This is a genomic window from Coprococcus aceti, from assembly GCF_025567285.1.
In the GTDB taxonomy this organism is placed as follows: Bacteria; Bacillota; Clostridia; order Lachnospirales; family Lachnospiraceae; genus Coprococcus; species Coprococcus aceti.
Window position 1 is genome coordinate 13,460 of record NZ_JAOQJT010000014.1, and the last position, 23,697, is coordinate 37,156.

The 23,697-nt window shown below is 45.5% G+C and carries 20 protein-coding genes and 6 tRNA genes; 3 read left to right on the forward strand and 23 right to left on the reverse strand.

From position 1 onward, the window contains the following. Positions 1 to 22: 22 nt before the first annotated feature. The 8 genes from OCV54_RS13875 to OCV54_RS13910 all read right to left on the reverse strand — a co-directional run bounded on the left by OCV54_RS13875 (position 23) and on the right by OCV54_RS13910 (position 7,782). On the reverse strand, positions 23 to 1,312 hold the full coding sequence (locus tag OCV54_RS13875) for an MFS transporter (protein WP_055224602.1): 1,290 nt from the start codon (positions 1,310 to 1,312) through the stop codon (positions 23 to 25). Between the two features lie 9 nt (positions 1,313 to 1,321). Beyond that, positions 1,322 to 2,416, reverse strand: coding sequence for a polyamine ABC transporter substrate-binding protein (locus OCV54_RS13880; RefSeq protein ID WP_055224604.1), 1,095 nt, complete (start codon positions 2,414 to 2,416; stop codon positions 1,322 to 1,324). A 44-nt stretch (positions 2,417 to 2,460) separates the two neighbouring features. After that, complete coding sequence (locus OCV54_RS13885; RefSeq protein WP_082431346.1) at positions 2,461 to 4,110, reverse strand: amidohydrolase; 1,650 nt, start codon at positions 4,108 to 4,110, stop codon at positions 2,461 to 2,463. A gap of 77 nt (positions 4,111 to 4,187) precedes the next feature. Next, a complete protein-coding gene (locus OCV54_RS13890; protein ID WP_022216192.1) occupies positions 4,188 to 5,018 on the reverse strand; it encodes an ABC transporter permease in 831 nt (276 codons plus the stop codon). Positions 5,019 to 5,030: 12 nt separating this feature from the next. Further along, a complete protein-coding gene (locus OCV54_RS13895; protein WP_055147902.1) occupies positions 5,031 to 5,897 on the reverse strand; it encodes an ABC transporter permease in 867 nt (288 codons plus the stop codon). 59 nt (positions 5,898 to 5,956) lie between these two features. After that, complete coding sequence (locus OCV54_RS13900; protein WP_055224606.1) at positions 5,957 to 7,072, reverse strand: ABC transporter ATP-binding protein; 1,116 nt, start codon at positions 7,070 to 7,072, stop codon at positions 5,957 to 5,959. A gap of 34 nt (positions 7,073 to 7,106) precedes the next feature. Next, positions 7,107 to 7,445 (reverse strand): P-II family nitrogen regulator, encoded by a 339-nt coding sequence (locus OCV54_RS13905; RefSeq protein ID WP_015533492.1) that lies wholly within the window; start codon positions 7,443 to 7,445, stop codon positions 7,107 to 7,109. Positions 7,446 to 7,647: 202 nt separating this feature from the next. Continuing rightward, complete coding sequence (locus OCV54_RS13910; RefSeq protein ID WP_262563539.1) at positions 7,648 to 7,782, reverse strand: hypothetical protein; 135 nt, start codon at positions 7,780 to 7,782, stop codon at positions 7,648 to 7,650. A gap of 148 nt (positions 7,783 to 7,930) precedes the next feature. Here OCV54_RS13910 and OCV54_RS13915 point away from each other — a divergent pair, with 148 nt between their 5' ends. Then, positions 7,931 to 8,740, forward strand: coding sequence for a hypothetical protein (locus tag OCV54_RS13915; RefSeq protein WP_055224608.1), 810 nt, complete (start codon positions 7,931 to 7,933; stop codon positions 8,738 to 8,740). Between the two features lie 255 nt (positions 8,741 to 8,995). Continuing rightward, positions 8,996 to 10,015 carry a coiled-coil domain-containing protein gene (locus OCV54_RS13920; protein WP_055224610.1) on the forward strand — a complete coding sequence of 340 codons (1,020 nt, stop codon included), beginning with the start codon at positions 8,996 to 8,998 and terminating at the stop codon, positions 10,013 to 10,015. A 47-nt stretch (positions 10,016 to 10,062) separates the two neighbouring features. Here the strand turns inward: OCV54_RS13920 and OCV54_RS13925 are convergent, their stop codons facing one another. From OCV54_RS13925 to OCV54_RS13950, 6 genes are all read right to left on the reverse strand, one after another. Next, positions 10,063 to 11,208: a tyramine oxidase subunit B gene (locus tag OCV54_RS13925; protein WP_055224612.1), complete on the reverse strand. Its 1,146-nt coding sequence runs from the start codon at positions 11,206 to 11,208 to the stop codon at positions 10,063 to 10,065. Between the two features lie 27 nt (positions 11,209 to 11,235). Next, positions 11,236 to 12,405: an iron-containing alcohol dehydrogenase gene (locus tag OCV54_RS13930; protein ID WP_055224614.1), complete on the reverse strand. Its 1,170-nt coding sequence runs from the start codon at positions 12,403 to 12,405 to the stop codon at positions 11,236 to 11,238. Between the two features lie 117 nt (positions 12,406 to 12,522). Further along, positions 12,523 to 13,662 carry an NAD(P)/FAD-dependent oxidoreductase gene (locus tag OCV54_RS13935; RefSeq protein ID WP_015533495.1) on the reverse strand — a complete coding sequence of 380 codons (1,140 nt, stop codon included), beginning with the start codon at positions 13,660 to 13,662 and terminating at the stop codon, positions 12,523 to 12,525. Beyond that, positions 13,655 to 13,987: a (2Fe-2S)-binding protein gene (locus OCV54_RS13940; RefSeq protein WP_015533496.1), complete on the reverse strand. Its 333-nt coding sequence runs from the start codon at positions 13,985 to 13,987 to the stop codon at positions 13,655 to 13,657. The genes OCV54_RS13935 and OCV54_RS13940 overlap by 8 nt, the downstream gene beginning before the upstream one ends. Continuing rightward, positions 13,984 to 15,561, reverse strand: a complete 1,578-nt coding sequence (locus OCV54_RS13945; RefSeq protein WP_330378013.1) for an FAD-dependent oxidoreductase — start codon at positions 15,559 to 15,561, stop codon at positions 13,984 to 13,986. The genes OCV54_RS13940 and OCV54_RS13945 overlap by 4 nt, the downstream gene beginning before the upstream one ends. 12 nt (positions 15,562 to 15,573) lie before the next feature. Continuing rightward, on the reverse strand, positions 15,574 to 15,891 hold the full coding sequence (locus tag OCV54_RS13950) for a (2Fe-2S)-binding protein (protein WP_055224615.1): 318 nt from the start codon (positions 15,889 to 15,891) through the stop codon (positions 15,574 to 15,576). Between the two features lie 535 nt (positions 15,892 to 16,426). Here OCV54_RS13950 and OCV54_RS13955 point away from each other — a divergent pair. Beyond that, positions 16,427 to 17,254 carry a MerR family transcriptional regulator gene (locus tag OCV54_RS13955; protein ID WP_055224617.1) on the forward strand — a complete coding sequence of 276 codons (828 nt, stop codon included), beginning with the start codon at positions 16,427 to 16,429 and terminating at the stop codon, positions 17,252 to 17,254. A 39-nt stretch (positions 17,255 to 17,293) separates the two neighbouring features. On the opposite strand, the gene OCV54_RS13960 is transcribed toward OCV54_RS13955, so the two are convergent. The 9 genes from OCV54_RS13960 to OCV54_RS14000 form a co-directional block, all read right to left on the reverse strand. Further along, entirely contained in the window at positions 17,294 to 19,477 is a 2,184-nt protein-coding gene (locus OCV54_RS13960; protein ID WP_055224619.1) for a TerD family protein, read from the reverse strand. A gap of 292 nt (positions 19,478 to 19,769) precedes the next feature. Next, on the reverse strand, positions 19,770 to 21,107 hold the full coding sequence (locus OCV54_RS13965; protein ID WP_055224621.1) for a uracil-xanthine permease family protein: 1,338 nt from the start codon (positions 21,105 to 21,107) through the stop codon (positions 19,770 to 19,772). A 99-nt stretch (positions 21,108 to 21,206) separates the two neighbouring features. Further along, complete coding sequence (locus OCV54_RS13970; protein ID WP_055224623.1) at positions 21,207 to 22,586, reverse strand: amidohydrolase family protein; 1,380 nt, start codon at positions 22,584 to 22,586, stop codon at positions 21,207 to 21,209. Positions 22,587 to 22,988: 402 nt separating this feature from the next. Further along, positions 22,989 to 23,074: transfer RNA gene (locus tag OCV54_RS13975), tRNA-Leu, on the reverse strand. 30 nt (positions 23,075 to 23,104) lie between these two features. Then, positions 23,105 to 23,177 (reverse strand) — tRNA-Val (locus OCV54_RS13980). A gap of 32 nt (positions 23,178 to 23,209) precedes the next feature. Then, a tRNA-Asp gene (locus OCV54_RS13985) sits at positions 23,210 to 23,283 on the reverse strand. A gap of 30 nt (positions 23,284 to 23,313) precedes the next feature. Next, positions 23,314 to 23,387: transfer RNA gene (locus tag OCV54_RS13990), tRNA-Ile, on the reverse strand. A gap of 9 nt (positions 23,388 to 23,396) precedes the next feature. After that, positions 23,397 to 23,469, reverse strand: a tRNA-Val gene (locus OCV54_RS13995). Positions 23,470 to 23,500: 31 nt separating this feature from the next. Next, positions 23,501 to 23,574, reverse strand: a tRNA-Asp gene (locus OCV54_RS14000). Between the last annotated feature and the right edge of the window lie 123 nt (positions 23,575 to 23,697).

The window sequence follows — 23,697 nt, forward strand, 5'->3', positions numbered from 1 at the left end:
CAAACCTTTCTCTCGTCATATATCAGCTGTTTTTTATTATTTTGCCATGAATCTCTTTTGACGCACGACACATGATCACTATACATACAATGGACACTGCACTTATCACTACGCTGGAATCCATGAGCACTGTAAGTCCGTATCTGGAATTTATCCATCCACACAGCAGAGCTCCTATCCCCTCTCCGGCTCCCACCGTAAATGCGTTTATCAATGACATTCCCTTCACCACATCAGCGGGTGACAGCATCTCTTCTATAAGATACACACTTCCGGAATAGAATAACCCAAAGCCCAGCATCTCGCATCCCTGGGATATGACGATCACCCACACATTGTCCGAGAATGCCGCGAACATGTTCTTGAATGTCATGAACACCGCACAGCACAACATTATCTTGTCAAGAGATATCCGCTTCCTGAATTTTATGAGCAGGAATGCCGACGGGACTTCACTGACCGCCATCACGAACTCAGCCAGCCCATAATGAAAATTATTGCCACCCAGGCGTTCAAACACATTTATCAGGAATGTCGTTCCAACATTATATCCCATGAACATAACCGCTGAACCTATGAGAAACCACCTGTACTTCGGGTATGTTGTGAGCAGATATCCTGCGGTGTGTACCTCTGTTTTCCGGATCTCCGTGATGTTTGCTGCAGCTATTCTCTCTCTTGCGCCCAAAGCCCTGCAATCGCTGCAGGATGATGTATCATCCATGACCAGCAGCACCGCCAGCATCATGGCGGTGAACAGCATCTGTAGTATCAGAAGCCTGTTCGCATCATACCTGTCACAGAACACCCCAAACAGCACACATGCCACAGCCCACGCGCAGGAACCTGCTGCCCTGCATATAGGGTAGTTGATATTTCTGCCGCCGTTCATATACTTTATGGATAGGGAATCTATAAGCGGTGATATGCATGTAAATGTTGCACCATATCCGATGAACAGCATCACTGTCTGCACAAACGATAATTTATACTCATAAAAAACAAATGTCAACAGCAGCGCCACAGCAGTCAGCACTGAGATGATATATTTTAACTGGATACATTCTGCATGCCGGTCGGAAAATACACCTATGATTATCTGAAACACTACAGTTGAAAATAATTTTACCGCATTTATTACTCCTATCTGTCCGTCCGTAAAACCTTTGTACTGCAGCATCTGCGTGAGGTATGCGTACGCAGATGCCGCACAGGTCCAGAACATCATCTGTAATATTGCATATTTTATATTGAGCTTCGCGTTTTTCTTTTTTATAGATGTGTCTACGCGTATCTTCTTCTGCAATCCCATAGGCTGTTCCTATCTGGATGATTTGATCTCCATGACCGCATCTGTCTCAGCTGATATCGCATCTGCATCAAATGTATTTATCATAAATATCCTCTTCTTCATATCATCTGTGAGCACACACAGTGGACTGTTTTTCAGGTCATCATCCAGATATTCTACTGCTGCCTTATTGGCACAGATGAACTGAAATTCATTTGTGAGTTCTGCGGATATGTCAGGTCTCAATATAAAGTTAAGGAACAGCTCTGCCTCCTCTTTGTGCTTTGAGCCTTTGAGCAGGACCATTGTATCCATTGAGAGTGAACACTGCTCACCATCCATGACTACCTCAAGATCCGGATTCTCCTTCATCGCCTGAAGTGCCTCGCCGCTGTACATGAGAGCAACTGCTACCTCTCCCTTTGCCATACTGTCTCTCGTGTCTGTTGACGCTGCAAATGCCTTGATATATGGATTCAGCCCACTTATATAATCCTTTGCCTTTGCAATATCATCGAGGTTGCCCGATGTAGGATCAAGGTCGCATCCCAGCAGACCTACACTCATAATAGCCTGGGAATCATCCACCAGCAAAATATTATTCTTCAGATTATCATTCTTCAAGTCGTCCATCTTATGGATCTCTATACCATAGTCGTCCAGCATCTTTTTATTTGCTATCCATACACAGGATGTTCCCATATATGGAACACAGTACTCTCCATCCGGATCACACTGCATTGTCCTGTAAGTCTCATCGATATTGTCATAATTGGTGATCACATCCTTGTCCAGAGGCTCAAGCAGATCATTTGCCTTCATAGATTCTATGTAGAAGTTTGAAGGTACTGCAATGTCATATTCTGATCCGCCTCCCGCCATGAGCTTTGCCAGCATCTCGTCATTCGACTCAAATGTAGTCTCCACTACCTTTATGCCATATTCCTCCTCAAATTTATTGAGAACATCTTCACTCATATACTCTGACCAGTTGTACAGATATATCTCCTTTGCGTATCCGTCTGCAGTTTTCTCTTCTGAATCGCTGCCACATGCTGTCATCGTAAATACCATTGTCGCTGCAAGTGCTGCAGCCATCATTTTTTTGATTTTTCCTCTTACCATAGTCATTTCCTCCTTTTATTGAACACCAGTCTGGTTGTTTATTCTTACGCCCAGACTTTCTCACCACATATATAAGTGGCTGTAACCTGTGTCTTGTAGATGTCTTCCTTAGGGATAGTAAGGACATCCGAATCCAGCAATACGAAGTCGGCATCCTTGCCTGCTTCAAGGGATCCCTTTGTCTTCTCAAGCCTGTTCTGGTATGCTCCGCCATATGTGAGGACCTGAAGACCATCCTCAACACTTATCGTCTCGCCGGCACCCATCTCTTCCATCTCCGGATGTCCGGGCTGTTTTCTGTTCACCATGAGATGAAGTGCATCCATAGTTCTCGGTGGAACCGTTACAGGGAAGTCGCTGGCACAGCTTGTGACGATTCCAGCATCTGTGATGGATCTCATATAGTATTCCTTGGAGGCTCTTTCTTCTCCGAGAAATGGCTTCTCCAAAGTGTCATAATACACGCTGTTCCTGAAGTGCCAGTATGGATTGGTGACTGCCACCACACCAAGGCTCTTCATCCTGTCCACATGCTCCGACACCATGACCTGAAGATGTGTTATGGCATTTCTGTAATCCCTGTCTGTCTCTGTCTGTCCGTACTCATATGCATTCAGCACCTCGTCTATCGCAGCATCGCCGATCGCGTGTGCATGTACATCGTATCCCGCATCAAGAGCACGTTTCACCGCCGCATTTGTCCTCTCCTGGCTGAGCATCGGCTCACCCTTATCTCCTGGGGCATCCGCGTAATCATCCCTGAGAAAAGCTGTATGACCTTCCACTACTCCATCTGCAAATATCTTTAACGTGTTCACCTGTATCTTAGGAACATACCGGAACTTCTCATGATACTTTGCAAGTTCAGCAAACACATAGTCCTCATCATCAACAGGCTCTAGCGTGTAACCTACCCTGAATGTCACCTTTAGTTTTCCCTCGCTGTTAAGCTTTGCATATCCGGCAAATCTTCTGTCATAGTTCTGTTTCTTGTCAAACATTGGCTCAAATGCTATTGTGACACCATTTGACAATGCTATATCCTGATAACATTCTATGGCATGTGCAAAGTTGTCAGCAGTCATCTCAGGCAGCACCGCACTGAACAGATTGCCCGCCATCTCCTTGAACCATCCCGTTGGTCTGCTTGTTCCCGGATACCTCACTATCACACCATTGGGAACCTCAGCGGTAGTTTCATCAATCCCGACAAGTTCCATAGCTTTGCTGTTCACCCAATATGAGTGGTGATCCTCGCTTATCATGACCATCGGCACATCCGTCGATATGTCATCCAGTATGTCAGCGGTCGGTCCCAAGGATCCAAATACTCCATTTTCAAAACCGGAACCGCTCACAACCTTCTCGTCAGGGTGGCTCGCCATATAATCTTTTATCGCCGTCACATAATCGTCTATGCTCTCCTTATTTGCAAGGCTGACACCGTACACTATCTCAGTGGTGCTTGATATGTGTGCATGTCCCTCTGTCATTCCCGGTATCACAAGTCCTTTGTCATGTTCTATAACCTGTGTATTTTCGCCTGCATAGCGTTCTGCACCGGCTCTGTCACCCACGTATATGATCTTTCCATCGGCGACCGCCATAGCCTGCGCCAGACTGCGTTTGCTGTCCGCCGTATAGATTTTTCCATACACTATAAGGTCGGCTGTCATCTTTGTCGTTTCATCCATTTGTTACGCCTCCTTGCCATATATGTCTTCGGAACATATTCTGTACTCCCGAATTACTGCGCATCTATCTTACAGAATTACTGTGCATCTATCTTGCGGATGTCTCTTATCTCCCTGCGCTTTGATATAAACCTTCCAAGTGCCCCCGCAAGGAGGTAGATCACAACTATTCCGACTATCATCAAAGTTGATATGACATATACATTTGTAGTGATCTTGCCTCTGACCATTCCGTATACCTTGATAGGGAACGTGATATCCCCGGCTCCGGATACGAAGTAGCTGATTATTACATCATCTATCGAGAGCGTTATGGATAGCAGCGCTCCGGATATGATTCCAGGTGTCAGCATCGGGATGGTGACACGCTTTAACGTATGCCACTGATTTGCCCCGAGATCCATGGCAGCCTCCTCTATAGAGCTGTCAAAATTTGCAATTCGTGATCTCAGTGTGATGATGACAAATGGCAGACAGAATGTAACGTGTGCGAACACCATGGTCGCAAATCCCATGGTCATGCCCATCTTGGAAAATGATGCAAGAGATGCAAGTCCTATGACAAGCTCCGGGATGACTATCGGCACGTACAGAAGTCCGTTGATAAACTTCTTGAGCTTGAACTCGTACCTGTAAAGTCCTATGGTTGCCAGAGTTCCTAGAACCACCGATATGACCATAGACACTAACGCCAGCTCTATGGACAGCCAGAAGTTCTTCAGAAGTGAGTCCCCCTGGAACACCTCCAGATACCACTTGAGTGTGAATCCGTCAAACACCATATTTGTATTGTTCTTGTTGAACGAGAACAGGATGATGACAAATACCGGCATGTACAGGAACAGATATACAAGTGCCATGAATATGATCGATCCCGCGCCCATCTTCTTCTTTTCTTTTCGCTTCATATCCATCCCTCCTTATGCCAGATCATCCAGATCTCCAACCTTGCTGTACGCCTTCAGCACAACCAGAGTGAAGATGATCAGAAGTACCGAGAACGCTGCGCCCAGTGGCCAGTTACGTGCCACAAGGAACTGGTTCTGTATCAGATTGCCAAGATATGCCGCGCTGCCGCCGCCCATGACATCCGATATGAAGAATGCTCCAAGGCTCGGTATGAATACCTGTATCGTTCCTGCAAATATTCCCGGGAGCGTCATCGGGAGTATGACTCTGATAAATGTTTTTATCTTTCTTGCCCCCAGATCGTATGACGCCTCAACCAGCGAATGATCGAGCTTTGATATGCTGCTTGTAAGCGGCAGTACCATAAATGGGAAGAAGGTATACACCATTCCGAAGAGGACTGCCCCCTCCGAGTACATCATCTGTATCGGCTGGTCTATGATTCCTATCTTCATCAACAATGTATTTACAAAGCCGCTGTCTCTCAGTATATTTGACCATCCATTCAGTCTGATGAGACCATTTACCCAGAATGGCAGCATGATGAGAAGTGTGAGCATTCCGCGTATCTTGTCCGGCACCTTGCACAGCATATAAGCAAATGGATAAGATATGATGAGGCATATCACGCTTGTCTCAAATGCCATGACAACCGACTTCCACATGACCGTCAGATACAGCGGATCAAATATCTTCTTATAACTGTCAATTGAGAACTTGCCGACAACTCCGCCATATGCACCCTTCGTCATAAAACTTATGACCACAACATATATAAGTGGGATGAGAAGGAAAAACAACAGCCACAGGGATGTTGGACCAACCATACATAATATCGGCAGAGTGTTCTTTTTCTCCTTTTTCTTTTTTTCTTTCATAGCAAAGCCTCCTTGCATAGCCGAAACTAAATCCGGTTATCATTACACGCAGATATTTCTTATTTAAGAACTGCATCCTCTATGGCGTCGTACATCTTATCCTCCTTGGTGTGTATGACAACCGCCTTGTCCGGCTCCCAGTACACTGACACTGCCGTGCCATCAGGATATACCGTGGCATCAGGATGATTGTTGACCTTGACTTCCTTGCCATTTGGCAGTTCCACTATAGTCTTAAGGACCGAACCAACATAGATCTGATCCTTGACGATTCCTTTCAGTGTAAATCCATCCACCGGCTTGTCTGACAGATGCGTATTTTCGGGACGTACCGATATGTACACGATCTCTTCCTTAACAAATCCCTCGCCCTTCGCTCTGACCTTTCCATTCTCAATCGTAAGCCCAAGATCAGTGCCTTCTATGGTGTCCACATTTGCCTCGAATATATTGGACTCTCCTATGAAGCTTGCAACAAATTTGGTCTGTGGATTCTCGTATATCTCTTTTGCCGTACCGATCTGCTCGAAGTGTCCCTGATGCATGACAGCTATCCTGTCGCTCATGGTAAGCGCCTCCTCCTGATCATGGGTTACATACACAAATGTGATTCCAAGCTTCTTCTGCAGCCTCTTGAGCTCCACCTGCATCTGCTTTCTGAGTTTCAGATCAAGTGCTCCGAGTGGCTCATCAAGAAGCAGTACCTTCGGTGAGTTTACCAGTGCCCTGGCAATTGCAACTCTCTGTTTCTGTCCACCTGACATCTGCGATGGCTTTCTCTTCTCAAATCCATGGAGCTGTACCAGATCCAGCATTTCCAGAACCTTTTTCTTTATCTCCTTCTTGTCCATCTTCTTCTCAACAAGGCCAAATGCTATGTTGTCAAAGACTGTCATGTGAGGGAAAAGAGCGTAACTCTGAAACACCGTGTTGACATCCCTGTTGTACGGCGCCAGCTCTGTGACATCCTTATCTTCTATGTATACATTTCCCTCCGTGGGTGTCTCAAAACCTGCAATGATACGAAGTGTGGTCGTCTTGCCACAGCCTGATGAACCAAGCAATGTCAGGAACTCTCCCTCGTATATGTCAAGGCTGATGGGCTTCAGCACCTGATTGTCGCCAAATGACTTTGTTATGTTTTTAAGCTGTACTATTGCTTTTCTCTCTTCCATCAGCAACTCACCTCACTCTTTTCTAAAGTAGTAATCAAAGTATTGATTCTCCGTGTTCTCCTGTCCTTATCCTCATGACATCGTCAACATTTGTTATAAATATCTTTCCATCTCCAACCTGACCGGTGGAGAGTTTCTCACATATCTCTGTGAGTATGTCATCCAGATCCTCGTCAAGTATCACGGTCATGACGTAGAGCTTTGGCAGGAGATTGATCTCCATCCCAAGCTTCTTGAATTCTTCGCTGTAGCCCTTCTGGTGTCCGCAGCCCATGGCCGACATGACGGTGAGTCCACTGTATTCATTCTTGCTGAGTATCTTCTTGAGTGGCTCAAGCTTCTCTGGTCTGATGATGAGTTCTATCTTCTTCATATCCATTCCTCCTTACAAATAAAAAAGAGAGCAGCGGAGTCATATTCCTATGAGCTCCTTTGCTCTCTTCCATGTGTTCTTGCTTTTAATTTTCACTCATTGTAGAGTCTGGTATAATACCAAGGTCAATGTTTTTTGTCATTTCTTTAATTGTTTATTTTATTCAGAGTATACGGTTTATTTTGGCAACCGTACCGGTCCATCACTTTATTTTATTAAGTGCAAATGTCTCATCTTTGGCTTCGCTGCTGATGCATCTCTGTCCTCTTTGCCATGACAGGTCTCTCACCGCTATGAAATCTCCATAGCATTTTGTAAGATGTTCTACTATAATCATAAATTTAGCTTTATGATTTTTCTGTTATAAAAGTATGGAATATTGGTTGATTTTTTCTTTTCTGCTATTGACATTTTTCTGTCTGCCACAATATATTTGAAATGTAGGGAGTTATATAATGTTTTTGAAAAGGGAGGTTATAATTATTATGAACAAGCATTTAAAACATCTGCTGCTCACCATGTGCATCTTCGTATTCGGATTTGCCCTGACGGGATGTGGTATCGCAACGACAACCAGTGTAAAGATCACTTCTGCAACCAAGGCAAGCTGCACTGTTTCCATTGGTTTTGATGATGAAGCACTGAATGCTCTTGCCCAGAACATGGATTCAAGCAAAACAGAACTTATTAAGGAAATGAAGAAATCCGGTGCTAAATACACCAAGAAAAAACTTGATGGAATTTACTACAATATTTTTTATTCAACCATCCATAACAAAAATCTGAGTGATATAGAGAAGTTACTCAGTGAAGCGGGATATACCAATGTTTGCGTATCACCTAAGTATTTCTTTGCAACACTTGATCCTAAATCAGCCCAGAAGGGTTCTTCCTATGGCCCTGGTTCTTCCATCAACCTGACTGATATGGATGACATATCTTTCTACATGAGCATGAAAATAACATTCAAGTCCAAGGTCAACTTCACAAACGGCACAGTATCCAAGGACGGTAAAACCGTATCATGGGTCATCAAAGATGCAGAGAAGGTAACAAGGCTCTGCGCTTCCACAACCAAGGTGAACAAGACCGCCAGAAGCAAGTCCGTCGTAAATGGCAAGACTTACAAACCTGGCAAGAAGCTTACAGTATCCAATCCTAAAAGTCTTGCGAAAATGAAGCTGGACGGTAAGGCTGTAAAACCGGGCAAGGCTGTTCTTAAGAAGGGAACACACAAGCTCATCATCTGGTCCAAGGACGGCAAGGTACAGAGAGTAACTTTCAAAATAAAATAATATGATTAACTTACACTAACATTTTCTATTAAAAAGCTTTCGGCTGGTCATATTACAGTCGAAAGCTTTTTGTTTAGATGCCATCAAAAATCGATGTTTAAATCTGTAAATTACTATACAATTTGGAGAATGGCCCCTAAAAAAGCCCCAAATTTCGCTTTATTGAGGAATGTTTGCCATTTTATTGACTTTATCTGAAGATTGATTTAATGTATGCCTACCAGCTGGAATACAAATTTTATCGGAGGACACTATTTGAAAAATACAAAACAGGGAAATTACCGTGGTGATACCTACACCACTAAGAAATCTGCTGACCAGATATTCGACCATGCATTTAAGAAAATGCTGACTTTATCATCCAAAGCTGTAACCAACATGATAAACGGTCTTTTTGGCACAGATCACAATCCGTCCACTACCACCATAACCTATCACTGGACTGAACACCAGGCTGATGGAACTCTAAAAACCACACTTGCGGATTCAATACTCATTCTCAATGACAAATATGCCTACCACATGGAAGCACAGATCACAGAAGATAACGAAATAGTTTTCAGGGTATTCTCCTATGGCTACGGCTATGCTGATGTAAACAAGGAAATACATACGACAGAATTTGACAACAAACCTGTTTACACCTTACACTTTCCCGAACCACGAATCATTTATCTTGGTGATGTATCATCGTCTGTTCCTGATGAACTACAGCTTAAACTTGATTTTCAGAACAACTCCCCATATATTTACTCTGTACCAACCGTAAAACTGGCTCAGTTGAGTGCCCAGGAACTCAACGACCGCAAGATGATAATCCTTATTCCTTTTCATCTCCTCAAGTTGAGAAAACTTATGAACAGAAAAAACGGCCCAGATAAAACCACTATCAATTCGTTGAAAAATCTAGTTGAGACTGATATACTTCAAAGTATAGAAATCAATCAGCAGTTAGGTAATATCACGCCTTCTGATGCACATCAGTTGATATCGCTGACGAAAAAGTTATATACCTATCTGTATGATGCTTATACTGAGACAGAGGAGGTCTGGAATATGATTGATCAGTCTTTAGAACTCGAATCCGATGCACTGATTCTTAAGATGGAAGCTATGGAAAATACCATCAAGGACATGGATGAAAAAATGGCTGATAAGCTTGCTGAGATTGCCGACAAGGACGCTGAAATCGCCGACAAGAACGCTGAAATCGCCGACAAGGATGCTGAGATTGAACGTCTCAAGGCAGAACTTGCTAAACATCAGAACAGTTAACACAGCATCAGCCAGGATAGTAAATATCCTGGCTGATGTTTTCTTCTTTATCTCATATATGGCATGTCCCACAGCTTAAGCTTTGTTCCGATGCCTTCCCTCAGAGCTCTCTGGTAGCACTCATAGCCCCAGCCTACATCAAGGATCGGCATGCCGCCAAGGCTCACAAGAAAAATCTCGTCATCACTCGTTCGTCCCGGCTCGAGGCCACGCATTATGTTTCCCAGATGTCTGATCTCACTCTTCTCTATCCAGCCATCCGTCACCATATTTACAAAGTGTATTCCTGGTGTTCCAAGTGATATCCTGTTGCCATCCTCGTCCCACTCCTGATACACATTTACATATTCCTCATACATCTGTATGTTGTCTACAACCTTCGTCACGTGGTCCCTGACAAACTCCAGATCCATATCCATGGTTCCAGATGATATGATCGTGCATCCAGGCTTCACCCATGCCGGATCTATGACAGGCCATTTTCTCGGTTCAACAGATACCGCCTCCGCTATGATATCTGCATCCCTCACGGCCTCCTCCAGAGTATCGCAGATGATTATCTCCTTGAGACTCTTATAGTTCTCCCTGGCGTAATCCGCCAGTTCATGGGCGGTGTGCGAAGTCTTTGAGCTGCCCTTGATCTTCAGCACCTCCAGGTCCGGGAACTTTGCCATGATAGCCATGAGGCTTGTCCTTCCTATGACTCCTGCGCCAAGGATAGTCAGTACCCTGCTATCCTTTCTTGCAAGATACATGGCAGTAAGCCCGGGCATCGCTCCGGTTCTCATGGCACTCAGGAGATTGGCTGACATGTACGCAAGCGGCTGTCCTGTCTCCACGTCATTCAGTGTCGCCATGAGTATGGATCTCGGCAGTCCCTTGTGCGAATTTCTGCCATTTGAGCCATACCACTTCTCACCGCACATATGAAATCTTCCTCCGAGATATGCCGGCATCGCCATGAATCTCCTGTCCGCCGAGTCCGCCAGAGGAAAATTCGGAATGTCCGACTTCTCCGGGAATATGAGCTGTACACCGTGGTCGTTATGCGCTCTGCCGCCCATGAGATAGTCTCCCTCGCTGAGGAGTGTTATGACCTCTCCTATGGTATCTACAGCTCTGTCCGCATCTAGTACGCCCGCCTTTATCATGTCCTCTTCATTCAGAAATAAGAATTCAACCTTGCTGTCCATACTGCCACCTCCTGCTGTATCAATTGGTTACTTAAAGCATCTTCTATAAATCTCCACGACATCCTCCTTCGTCAGAGGCACCCTGCAATGCTCAAGTCCCTCTGCCGCCGCCTTCTCAGCCATCTCGTCAAAGTCCTTCTCATAAGGCACGCCCAGCTCGCCGAGATCCGAGGTCAGACCCATATCCTCATATAACTTCTGTGTCTTTGATATTGCTTCTCGGGCTATATCATAAGGGGCCTTTGTCTTTTCTATATCCCATACATTCACGCCGTAATTTACCAGAACCGGAAGGCTCTTCTCGTTAAGAATGTAATCCATCAGAACCGGCGTGATGATCGCAAGTCCGTGTCCATGTGTTATATCATAGTAAGCACTCAGCTGATGCTCTATGGAGTGCGCCGGCCATGGGCCATCCTTGCCACACGCTATGAATCCGTTTATCGCCCACTCAGATGCCCAGAGGATATTTGCTCTGGCGTCATAGTTGTCCGGCTCTGAGACTGCCACCGGACCGTACTTTATAAGGGTTTTAAGAAGAGCCTCCATCATGCGGTCCTGCATGTATGTGTCTCCATTATCTGCAAAATAAACCTCAAATATATGGTTCATGATATCCGCCACACCTGCTGCCGTCTGGTATACAGGAACGGAAAATGTATACTCAGGGTCAAGTATCGCATAAGCAGGATAGAGCAGATCGGATGCGATATCCTTCTTCTGCTTTGTCTCCTCATTTGTGATAACTGCAAATGGATCCATCTCAGAACCCGTCGCAGCCATAGTCGCGACAGCTATGATCGGCATAGCATTCTCTATCTTCTCTGGGTGTCCGACCAGATCCCATGGATCACCGTCATAGCACGCTCCGGCTGCTATAGCTTTGGAACAGTCTATTGTACTGCCGCCTCCCACAGGAAGTATCACCTTCACATCATGCTCCAGACACATCTGCACACCCTTCTTCACCGTTGTGAGTCTCGGGTTGGGTTCTACACCCGAAAGCTCAATATGGGAAATGTGACTACAGTCAAGTAACTTGATTATCCTGTCGTACAGCCCTGTTCTCTTTATACTTCCGCCTCCGTACACCAGCAGAACACTGTCTCCGTATTCGCTGATGTACCCTGACAGATCATCAATGGCGCCCTTGCCAAATGATACCTTTGTCGGAATATTATAAAAAAAATTCTCCATGTTATATCTCTCCTTTAGCTTATTGTTATTATTGATACTTTTGCTCTGTGAAGTACCTATTATATTGCTCAACAGAATTGCTTCATCAATAATATACGCCTCTGATCCATATGCTGTCTACCTGACAGCCTTGAATCTATCATATCGTAAGGACGATATATCCACCACCGTCTTCTCGCCGAGCACCATCTGTGAGAGCATAAGTCCAACAGCCGGTGCCGTTCCAAATCCATGTCCGGTAAATCCACATGCCAGTATAAGTCCCGGAACCTCGTCGACCTCGCTTATGACTGGAACACCATCATAACAGAGATCAAGCCATCCGCCCCAGGTCCTTACGATCTTGGCATCCGCCAGCATCGGTATATATCCCATGATCGCCCTGCAACCGGCAGATACGGTGAGCGGTGAGGTCCTGAGCTCATCAAGTCCCATGTCCGTTGTCTCCTCAAGTCCCGAATCTGAGCCAAATACAAATGATCCGTGCTGTGACTGATGTCCGTAAAAGTCAGCGGATGCAACACCAAGCATGATGTCGAACATGTGCGGCTGCACCTCCGTAACCAGCGCCTCCTCAAAATACTTTGTCATCGGCACATCTATTCCAACTGTCCTTGCGATGAATCTGCTCTCATATCCGGCAGCCAGTATGACCTTGTCCGCCTCGAACTCCTCACCTGATTCCAGTATGACCTTTCTGAGTTTTCCTTTCACCTTCTCAAGTGCAGCCACCTTTGCATCTGTGAAGAAATTTACCCCGAGCTCCGTTGCCCTCTTGTAGTACGCCAGAGTCGTCAGCATAGGATTTGCATGTCCATCTGTAGGACACCAGCTTGCGCCGATTATCTCGTCAGAGAGGTATGGGCAGATCTCCTTCACCTCTTTGCCATCTATGATCTTCATGTCAAGTCCGAGAGAGTTAGCATTTGCCGCAAGGTTTCTGAGCTTTTCCATATGGGCATCAGTCTTGCCAAGTCTAAGGTTGCCCTTCTGATAGTATTCCACGTCAACTCCAAGCTCCTCGGAAAGTGTCGGCCACATATTCTGCACCGCATACATTGCATATGGCAGCTCCCTGACATCTCTTCCCGACTGTCTGACTCCGCCTCCGTTTCGTGAGGAGCCTCCATGTCCTATGCTCGGACTACCCTCTAGCACTATTACATCCTTCATTCCTGCTTTTGCCAGATAGTATGCCGCAGCACATCCATTTACACCGCCGCCGATGATTATAACCTCTGCTGTATGTTTACTCATGAGCCTCACCTCCATCTCTCGCAAGTATCCGCATCTCTGTAGGTCTCATAGGTGCCCTTGACGTGGCAGGCTCTATGTCAAGAGGTGACACGTGAAGTTCCCTTGCCACAATGCCCTTCACCAGCTTGCCACAAGTCTGTCCCTGACACAATCCCATCCCACACCGGAGGAATCTTCTTATCTCTTCTATCGTCAGCATTCCCGCATGAACTGCCTGCCTTATCTCGCCCTTTGTGACCTCCTCACACCTGCACACCAGCATGTCGTCATCCGGTGCCGGAACATAAGGTCCTATGGCATCAAGTTTTTCTCTGATATCTATCATAACCGCACCTCCTTGAAAAATCTTGCCTTCATCACCATGTTCTTCGGCACCTTCATGGTCAGCAGATTGGTATGGTCAAATGCTTTTGCACTTCTGACACTTACGACCTCCGCCTCGCACACCTCATGGCCATCACGGCCAAGTGCCACGCCCTTTGTTCCTTTCTCTGGTATCGGAAGAAACTCATATGGAAGTGTCACCGTTCCATAGCCATCCCCGGTGTCCTCGTCCACTAGGAATATGGCCTGTCCTGAACAGCTTGCAACGCACATGCCACAGCCTATACATGGATTTTCCGTCACTGTCGGAAGAGAGGTTATATTTGCCCCTATGCTTATGCACCCCTTCGGACACGCATCCTGGCACGGATTGCACGGGATGTTCTGGGTGCACTCTATAACCGGATGTATTCCCTTCCTGTGAGTCACTCCCGGATATCTCTCTATCTCGTCATCTGCCACAAAGCCGTGCTCCAGCAGATTCATCGATACATCTATGCCTTCCTCAGTCTTCTCGATCAGCTTGCCCCTGTTCTTCGGTGCAAACATTCCCTCACGGAGGCTTCCAAGTGCATCCTCAAGCTCCGATGCACGCGCTTCCATCTCTGATTTTTCTATAAATCCGAGATCCTGCGATATGACAGATCCCGCTATTCTGCCCTCGATCATGGCTGAGCTTGCCTCCTCGATCCCGGACACATCCCCGGCTGCAAATATTCCCGGCACTGAGGTTCTGCCCCATTCGTCACACTCAGGAACGTATCCGCCCGGAGTATCCTTCATCTTTACGCCCGCCTGCTTTAAAAGCTGTGACATAGGTGAAAGTCCAACGGCAACGCATATCGTATCAACGTCAAATGTCTTTTCGGTTCCCTCTATGAAATTAAAATGGCTGTCTACCTGTGCGATCGTCACTCCTGTTACCCTGTCCGTTCCACTCGCCTCAACGATCGTATGTGACAAGTAAAATGGAACTCCACACCTCGATATCTTTGCAGCGTGTACTCCGTATCCTCCAATCCTCGGTGCCGCATCAACTAAAGCCACGACCTCACACCCTGCCTGCATGAGCTGATAGCTGACGACAAGTCCTACATTTCCTGAACCGAGCATCAATATCCTGTTACCCGGCTTTATGTGATGAAGATTCATCATAGTCTGGGCGGCACCCGCGCCGATGACTCCCGGAAGTGTCCAGCCTTTGAAGGTAACCATGTTCTCACTGGCTCCTGTCGCCACAAGCACACTGTCGCCCTTGAAATGCTTTATCCCATCACCGATCCTGACCGTCACTTCTTTCTCGTCATAGAGACCCACAACTGTTGCATTAAGCCTTACATCCACACCCAGTTTATTTGCCTCCTCAAGAAGTTCGTAACCTATGTTGAATCCTCTTATCTTCGCCTTGTGTTCCTTTGATCCGAAGAACTTATGTATCTGTTTGAAAAGCTGACCGCCAGGCTTTGCATTCTCGTCAAATACTATCGGCTTCATTCCGTTCTTCGCAGCCTCTATCGCTGCGGAAAGTCCTGCCGGACCTGCGCCTATCACTATCAGATCGTATCTCTCTATCATAGCAGTCACCTCCTAAAAATCCTTCTCTGCCGACGCACCGTACTGCGTCCTCACATCCATTCCCTCTTCCAGAGGAGTGATGCACGTTCTTATATTTGGCTTGCCATTTACGATCATGACACAGTCCGTGCATCTTCCTATGGCACAGAATACACCTCGCGGCTCATGTCTCTTCTTGGTATATCTGTGTGTCATGACACCCGCAACTCTGAGCGCCGCCGCTATCGGCTCGCCCTCTATTCCCTGAAGCGTCTGTCCATCATATGTGAAATTCACCAGCCTGCCCTCCGGGGTGTCCCCCAGTATCGGGTGAGTTAATATCCTATCCATAGCCATTCCTCCTTTTTGTGATGAAGTGACGGAGCCTTGATTTAATCTGTGAAGCCCGGGCCGCCGATGCTGTAATACCCTTACCGGGTCGCTCCCGCTTAACTCAGCCTGCAGCGGTACTAAGGTGCCGCTTGGGGCGTCACCTAAGGACCGGCGGCCTCGTATTCCCTGTAAGGGTATTACAGCATCAACGGTCCGAGCATTAACATTATTGATTAGGCTCCTGATATCAGCTTCATCCAATAACTCGTCTACTTTATCTTGTGTGGTTAATTAACTTGGTGAAATGGTAAACCCTTGTACCATGCTAGAGTCAATGCACTTGATTTGTTTTTGTGAATTTCGGAATATGTGAAGATTTCTCCATATGTCAGCTTAATTTTATTAAGTATTTTTATAGAAAATAGAATTTGATTAGGTGGTATGTTACTATACTGGCATATAAGTATAATATACATCAGTATTTGAGTTATACACTACCACTGGCTGCCAATAGTTTTATTGTTATCTGGGATCGGGAATTGGAGATTATATTATGAAGAAAAAGGATACTTTCAAGATTGGGGAATTGTCTAAGCTGTTTGATATCGGCGTGGATTCTATCAGATATTATGAGAAGGTTGGGATACTGCACCCTGTGAGAAATGACGAGAACAATTACAGAATGTACACCATAGATGACGTGCGCCGTCTTGCACTTATCCGTGAACTTCTGGGACTCAGTTTCTCTACTGACCAGATACGTGAATATGACGAGGACAGAAATGTCAAAAGTACCACAGAACTGCTGCAAACGGAGCTTGACGTGGTTGACGCTGAGATTGCCAAGCTCAAAGCCACCAGGGACAGTATCCAGAACCGGCTGGACACCATCACATCCCTTTGCAGCCCGGATATACAGGATGAATTTGAGACTATTGTGATAAAGGAGCTTCCAGATCGGAAGTGCGTCATGGTCACTGACGACAATCTTCCTGATGATTATGTCTCCTATTATGTGGTCAAATACATGCAGAGCCATAACACCAGGATTGACACAATAGGTGCCTGCGACTGCTATACCCTTGACATCCCCGGGAGCAATCCAAAGTCCAAGTATTACCGTACCAAGAACGTATTCTTCTTCGCACCATACCTTGAGGACGCCGATTGCAATTATGTACTTCAAGCAGGAAGATATCTCTCCATGACATACAAGGGCGCCCTGACCAAGACAAAGGAACTGCTGCCACAACTCTATACATACGCACAGGATCATCAGCTTGAGATTGCCAGTGACCCTGTTGAAATGTGTCATATAGATGATTATGAGACCAACGATGACAGTGAGTACATAATTGAGCTGCAGCTCATGATAAAATAACCATTTTGCCGCAGCTCATTCTGTTCTCTAAAAATGTAATTACAGATACTCACTCATGAACAGCTCCGTGTCGTATGGGGTTATCACCATTTTATCACGCTCATTCTCCACTGTGTCATTATTCAGATACAACGCAGTGTCAAACACAATGTCAGCGTCCTCCCTGTTGTCCACCAGCACTCCTCTGCCCATGACATTGAGCGCGATAAGATCATAGAGATGCGGCTTCTTCACATTAACCATGGAATAGCATACCGCTGTGACTCCTGAAAGATTGCTCTCCAGATTATTGCCACCGGTATTCATGTGTACTCCACTGAGCGACATATTCATGTCACACCAGATAAACTCCCGCTTAACACAGTCAAATATTACAGGGATGCACACCATGCTGCCCGCCGTTAGATCCAGCTTTTGCTCCACCATCTTTGGCTCATATATCTCGCCCGAATTCACATCAGCTCTCTCCATCCATCCAAACATTGCGTGAGGCATGTCCGCATAAGTCTGGCCTGTATAACTGTACACCTGGTACACCACATATCTTGCACCATATCTCACAACGGAATCTACGTCCACATCAAGAAACTCACTGACACCATCACCATCCACAAGACCGCCATTTACAATGTCCCCCGAATGACATGCCTTATATTTCGCAGATTTCAGATTGGTATATGACACGTGCTCCATGTAATTCCAGTTCTCGTCAAATATAGCCGCCGACAGGTCTATGTCGACTCTTCCATCGTCATACGACTCCAAATCACATTTGTCCATATTCGTCCACCATATAAATGCCCTCACAGCATTTGTCTGCGAAGCCATAGGGAGTCTCGAGCCTCTGACTATAGTCTTAAACGCCTTGCTGGCACTTCTCTGGCTGAATGGAACCACATAATTCCTGTAATCATCAGACAGATACACCTTGCCCATAGGCTCCCTCTGTCCATAGATCTTCACAAGGGCATTTTCGCAGATCCGAACAACTTCCTGACAGTACCTCTCATCTATATCTGGCAGATCGTTTCGCTCGCTGTGGCACTTTGCAAGGCTGCCCTTTGGGAAGAACACTCTTACATCTGCATGCTCAGATCTGTGCAGAAAGTGCTCTCTCACCTGAAGCAGTACTGGTGTTGACACCTTCTCCGCCACAGACGCAAAGCTTCTTATAACAGGCTCTTTATATGTCTCTCTGAGCAGCTGATCCAGTCTCCTTGCCAGTTCACCCGGTCTCTTCACCAGCTCGGCAAGCGCACTTTCATACTCACCATAGGCAAGATCAAACTCAATCTTTCCTGCAAATGTCTCTATTTTTCTGTTATTTCTCAGCTTGTCAAATGCATTTATCGCCCTGTCATATGCCAGAGTATATCTGCTGCAGTCAAACTCAGAAGGATGGATCCTCTCTCCAATCCTGATCCATCTCTCCTTATATCTCAGCATGTCCTCCTCTATATTCGGACAGCCAGACAGAAGCTCCATGATCATCCTTCTCTGTCTGCGCGAAAAGCTTCTGTATCTAGTATTCTCCGCAAGACTCACATCGCCATCACTCATGGCAGTCACAAGTCTCAGCACATCAGTTGCAGTCTTTACATACTTCCTGAGCTCACTGACATTTGCCAGAGGCTTCTTCTGCAGATAGAGCGCGGAGATGTACGCAGCATTCTCCTTGTGTGGTATATCATCAGGCAGCTTCATATTCTCAGTCTCGAATAAATATGCTATATCCTCCCTGTCAGTTCTTGATATGGATGTTCTCGACGTACAGATATTGTCAAATATCTGTCTCACATCAGCCTCACTTCCAAGCTGCAGAACTTTGACCTTCGTCTCGTCAAAAAGTGGCAGTCTGTCATTTACACGCTTTCTGTGATTCTTTGGATACAGGATACCATCCGACCAGTAATGCACCATCGCATTTATATACAACTCAGAAAAATGTGCATCCATAACGCCCTTAGGGAAATCGGCATACATAGGCATATACACAACATTTGCACCTTTCAGCTTCATAAGCGTAGCTTTGAGTTCAAGATAAAATTCTGTCAGTTCATTGACGCTGTATGTTCTGAGATCGTCAAACACCTCCCTGGAAAATGTATATCCAAGTTCTTCGATGTTCTTCATAATGGTCGTTATGCAACGGTCATTTGCCACCTTTGCAGTACCAATGCCAAGTATCACTTTGTTTTTACGCCTGAGCAATATCTCGTTCATAGCTTTTCTCCTTATTAATGAGGAAACCGGTGGCGGTAAGCTTTTACATTTATCATCCCAATTAAGAAGGAACCACCACCATAGCCTCTTTGTGTTTCGCAATAATCAATATATCAAATCGAAACTGTCCAATCAATGAACCGCTAGTTTAAAATGAACATCGTCTCTTGCGATCACGGACTTTGGCTCGTTGCTCTGCGCAAATACAAAAGACACATAGAGTATATGCCGCACTGTTTACTCTATGTGCCTTTTAATTTTATAGTTTTCGCTTTATATAGAAATTACAAATTCATCCCTCAAGCGCGACCTTTACAGCCTTTTTCTTTCTGGGAAGACAGAGCTGGAGCACCACCGCTATGGTTGCACCAACTGCAGTTCCTGATGACATGAAGTAGTTCAGGAACTGAGGCATTGCATTCACCACATCTGTAGGAATGACTATAGTTGCCACAGCTGCCACGACTGAGATCCCCACGATAAGTGACGATCTCTCATCAAGTGGCTCACTCTGTATGATCTTAATTCCATTTGATATGAGCAGGATACATACAACTGCAAATACACCATTTACGACAGGTGTCGGTATACATGATATGACGGTCATAAGCTTTGGACATACGCCGAGCACCATGAGTATCATACCACCCGCAATGATCGCCATACGGCTTCCGACCTTCGTGATCGCAAGGACTCCGGCATTTGAAGAATATCCTGTCATTGGAGTTCCGCCGAACAGTGAACCAACAAGACATCCAACACCTTCACCTATGGTAGCACGATCTATTCTCTTATCGCTGAGATCCTCACCTGTGATGGCGCTGATCGTCACCCATGTTCCTGTTGTATCGAGGAGCACGATAAGGTAAATGAACATCATGAGTATACAGGACTTAATCTCAAACTTTGGAAGTCCAAAGTGGAAAAACTCAGGCAGCTTGAACCATGCTGCATCGTGTACTGAACTAAAGTCCGCAGCTCCCATCGCTGCAGCAACCACTGTTCCGGCAACCAGTGCAAGTATTACTGATACCATGTGAAGTATCCTGTTATGCTTAAGCTTGTACTGAAGTATCATACATACGATGAGCACTCCTGCAGCAGTAAGACCTGATGCTACATTTGCACTTAAGTTTCCATCTGAGCTTGCGATCCCCTTGGCTGCTGTAGGTGTCAGTGATATTCCAACTATAAGTATGATGATACCACCGATAAATGGAGGTATTGCCTTTCTCACAAATTTCGAAAAGCCCTTAAATATACCCAGTAATACGATCATGATTGCTCCGGGTATCAGACTTCCTATCATTGCACTGACTCCCATGGTCGCGCCTATCGTACACATAGCTCCAAGCGGTACATACGATGGTCCCTGTATGATAGGATACTTCATGAAGAATCCCGCCTGCAATATAGTTGCAATTCCACATGCAAAGAAACTCATCTGAAGGAAAAATGATAACTCTCCTCCTACCAGTCCTATCGCCGCTCCAAGTATCAACGGCATGATATACAGATCCATTGACAATACATGCTGCATTCCGAGAAATGCCGCCTTGCCACAGCTTATCTTCTCATTTACGCCAACTATGAGCTGGCTGTCATTTTCTATTATCTTCTTATCTTCCATATGAATGCGCCTCCTTATCTTATATTTGCTTCAATACAGATATTTCAAATATATTTATTATTATGGTCTGATGGTCTTCTTTGTTTATCCCCATCCATCTTATTTATCTGCAAGCTGCTTTTTCAGAACCACAAGCTCGCTGTTTATCTCATCGATCAGGCTTCTCTCATCTATTCCACATGTGAACTTTCCGCCCTGATATACAACCTTTCCATTTATTATCGTTGTGTCAATATTCTCCTCGGATGACGCATATACGACCGTCGCCTTTGCATCATGCATAGGTGCCGACTTCAGATGGTTCGGGTCAAATATTATTAAGTCCGCATTCTTGCCAGACTCCAATGTTCCCAGCTTATCAGCCATTCCTATTGCCTTTGCTCCCCCTGCCGTCGCCATGTGTATGATATCATCTGCGCTGATGACTGCTGCATCTCTGTGTATTCCCTTCTGTATGAGAGCTGCCAGCTTCATACTCTCCAGCATGTCCGTACTATTGTTGGATGCCGCACCATCCGTTCCTATAGATACATTTACCCCTGTAGCAAGGCTTTCCGGAATAGGTGGTATTCCTGAACCAAGATAAAGGTTAGGTGCAGGATTGTGGCTTATCGAAACTCCATATTTTGCAAATCTCTCTATGTCATGAGGTGTGAGGTTTACGCAGTGGACTGCCAGGAATTTGTCTGTCAGGAAACCTATCTCCTCAAGCATATCCACTATATCCTTGCCGTAATATCTTCCGCACATCTCATTGTCGACCTCGGTCTCCTTGATATGCATTGAATATCTCACGTTCTCGCTGAGACAATACTCAAGCATCTCCTGATAGCCTTCCTTCGTGGTCGACCATGTAACATCCGGGCCGGTCCATATCGAAAGCATGTCATTTTCTTTATATGCTTTCTTCAGAGCATCCACTTCCTTCATGGCCTTGCCAGCAGGCTCAAGAAAGCACTTCGGCATTCCGTATTCCTCTCCGGTATCCTGAAATGTTCTGATAAATACACTACGGATACCCGTTGATACCATTCCCTCTATACAGGAATGAGCCAGTTCAGGATCCTGATTGGTGTAGAAGAACTCACTCATGGTCGTACATCCACTCTTTATTGCCTCCATACATGCAAGCTGTGCTGCCAGCTCATGCTGATGTGGTGTCATGTACTGTCCATATGGGAGTGCTGAAAGATTCAACCAATCTATCAATCTGTGATCAGCTCCAAGACCTTTCAGGAAAGACTGGAATATATGTATATGTGTATCTATAAATCCCGGAAATACCACCTTGCCCTCGGCATCTATCACACGTCCGGCGCCCTCACATTCCTGAAGCTCCTCCGGTGTCAGCTCATTCATTTCCTTTATCAGAGTTATCTTCTCTCCCTCTATTCCTATGATTCCCTTCGCATACACTTTTCTGTCCTCATCCATTGTGTGTATCTGCGCATTTTTGATTATCAGATCATAACTCTTCATAGCTCATTCCTCCTGACTTTGAATATCCACTAAAAAAGGAGTCTTTCCCCGGCAGTATGTGTTTAAACATTCCACACAAACTACTTTTGAAAAGACTCCTTTGTCCTGTTCTAAATCTTCTGTATTACATTTTCATTTTCCGCGGTATAAACAAAAAAAGAACCATACAGCTATCTGTTTTGGTGTTAAGGAAAACAGATAAAACTTTTGGTTCCTGATGGCTCGTATCTTAGCACTATCCCGTCAAATGGTCAATACTCATAACCTCTCTTGTTATATTTTTATTTTTTTAAAGGACTTTACCTTAATATCTTATGTTTATGCCATTTTTACTTAATATTTTAAGGTAAAGAAAAAACCTGAAACCCTTGATTTTCCTTAGGTTTCAGGCTTTTAATTTAATGCCGGCGACCGGAATCGAACCGGTACGGGAGATTAGTCCCGCAGGATTTTAAGTCCTGTGCGTCTGCCAGTTCCGCCACGCCGGCATTCTGCACCTTATTAAAAGGTTTAGAAAATGGGACCTATAGGGCTCGAACCTATGACCCTCTGCTTGTAAGGCAGATGCTCTCCCAGCTGAGCTAAGATCCCATTTGTTAAAAAGTATTCTGTTATGAATACAGCGACCCGGATGGGGTTCGAACCCACGACCTCCGCCGTGACAGGGCGGCGCTCTAACCAGCTGAGCCACCAGGCCATATTCATTGTTTCTTATTATTAGTAAGAGTGGACGTTCGGGGACTCGAACCCAGGACCGATCGGTTATGAGCCGATTGCTCTAACCAACTGAGCTAAACGTCCTCATTTAAGTGGGACCTATAGGGCTCGAACCTATGACCCTCTGCTTGTAAGGCAGATGCTCTCCCAGCTGAGCTAAGATCCCATTCATAAAAAGTATTCTGTTATGAATACAGCGACCCGGATGGGGTTCGAACCCACGACCTCCGCCGTGACAGGGCGGCGCTCTAACCAGCTGAGCCACCAGGCCATATTCAAAGGTATGTACCTTCAGAATTTCACACAGAAAGAGGTATCTTCTAAAGCTTATCTCTTAGAAACCTCTAAGGATAAGTCCTCGACCTATTAGTACTTCTCAGCTGAGTGCGTTACC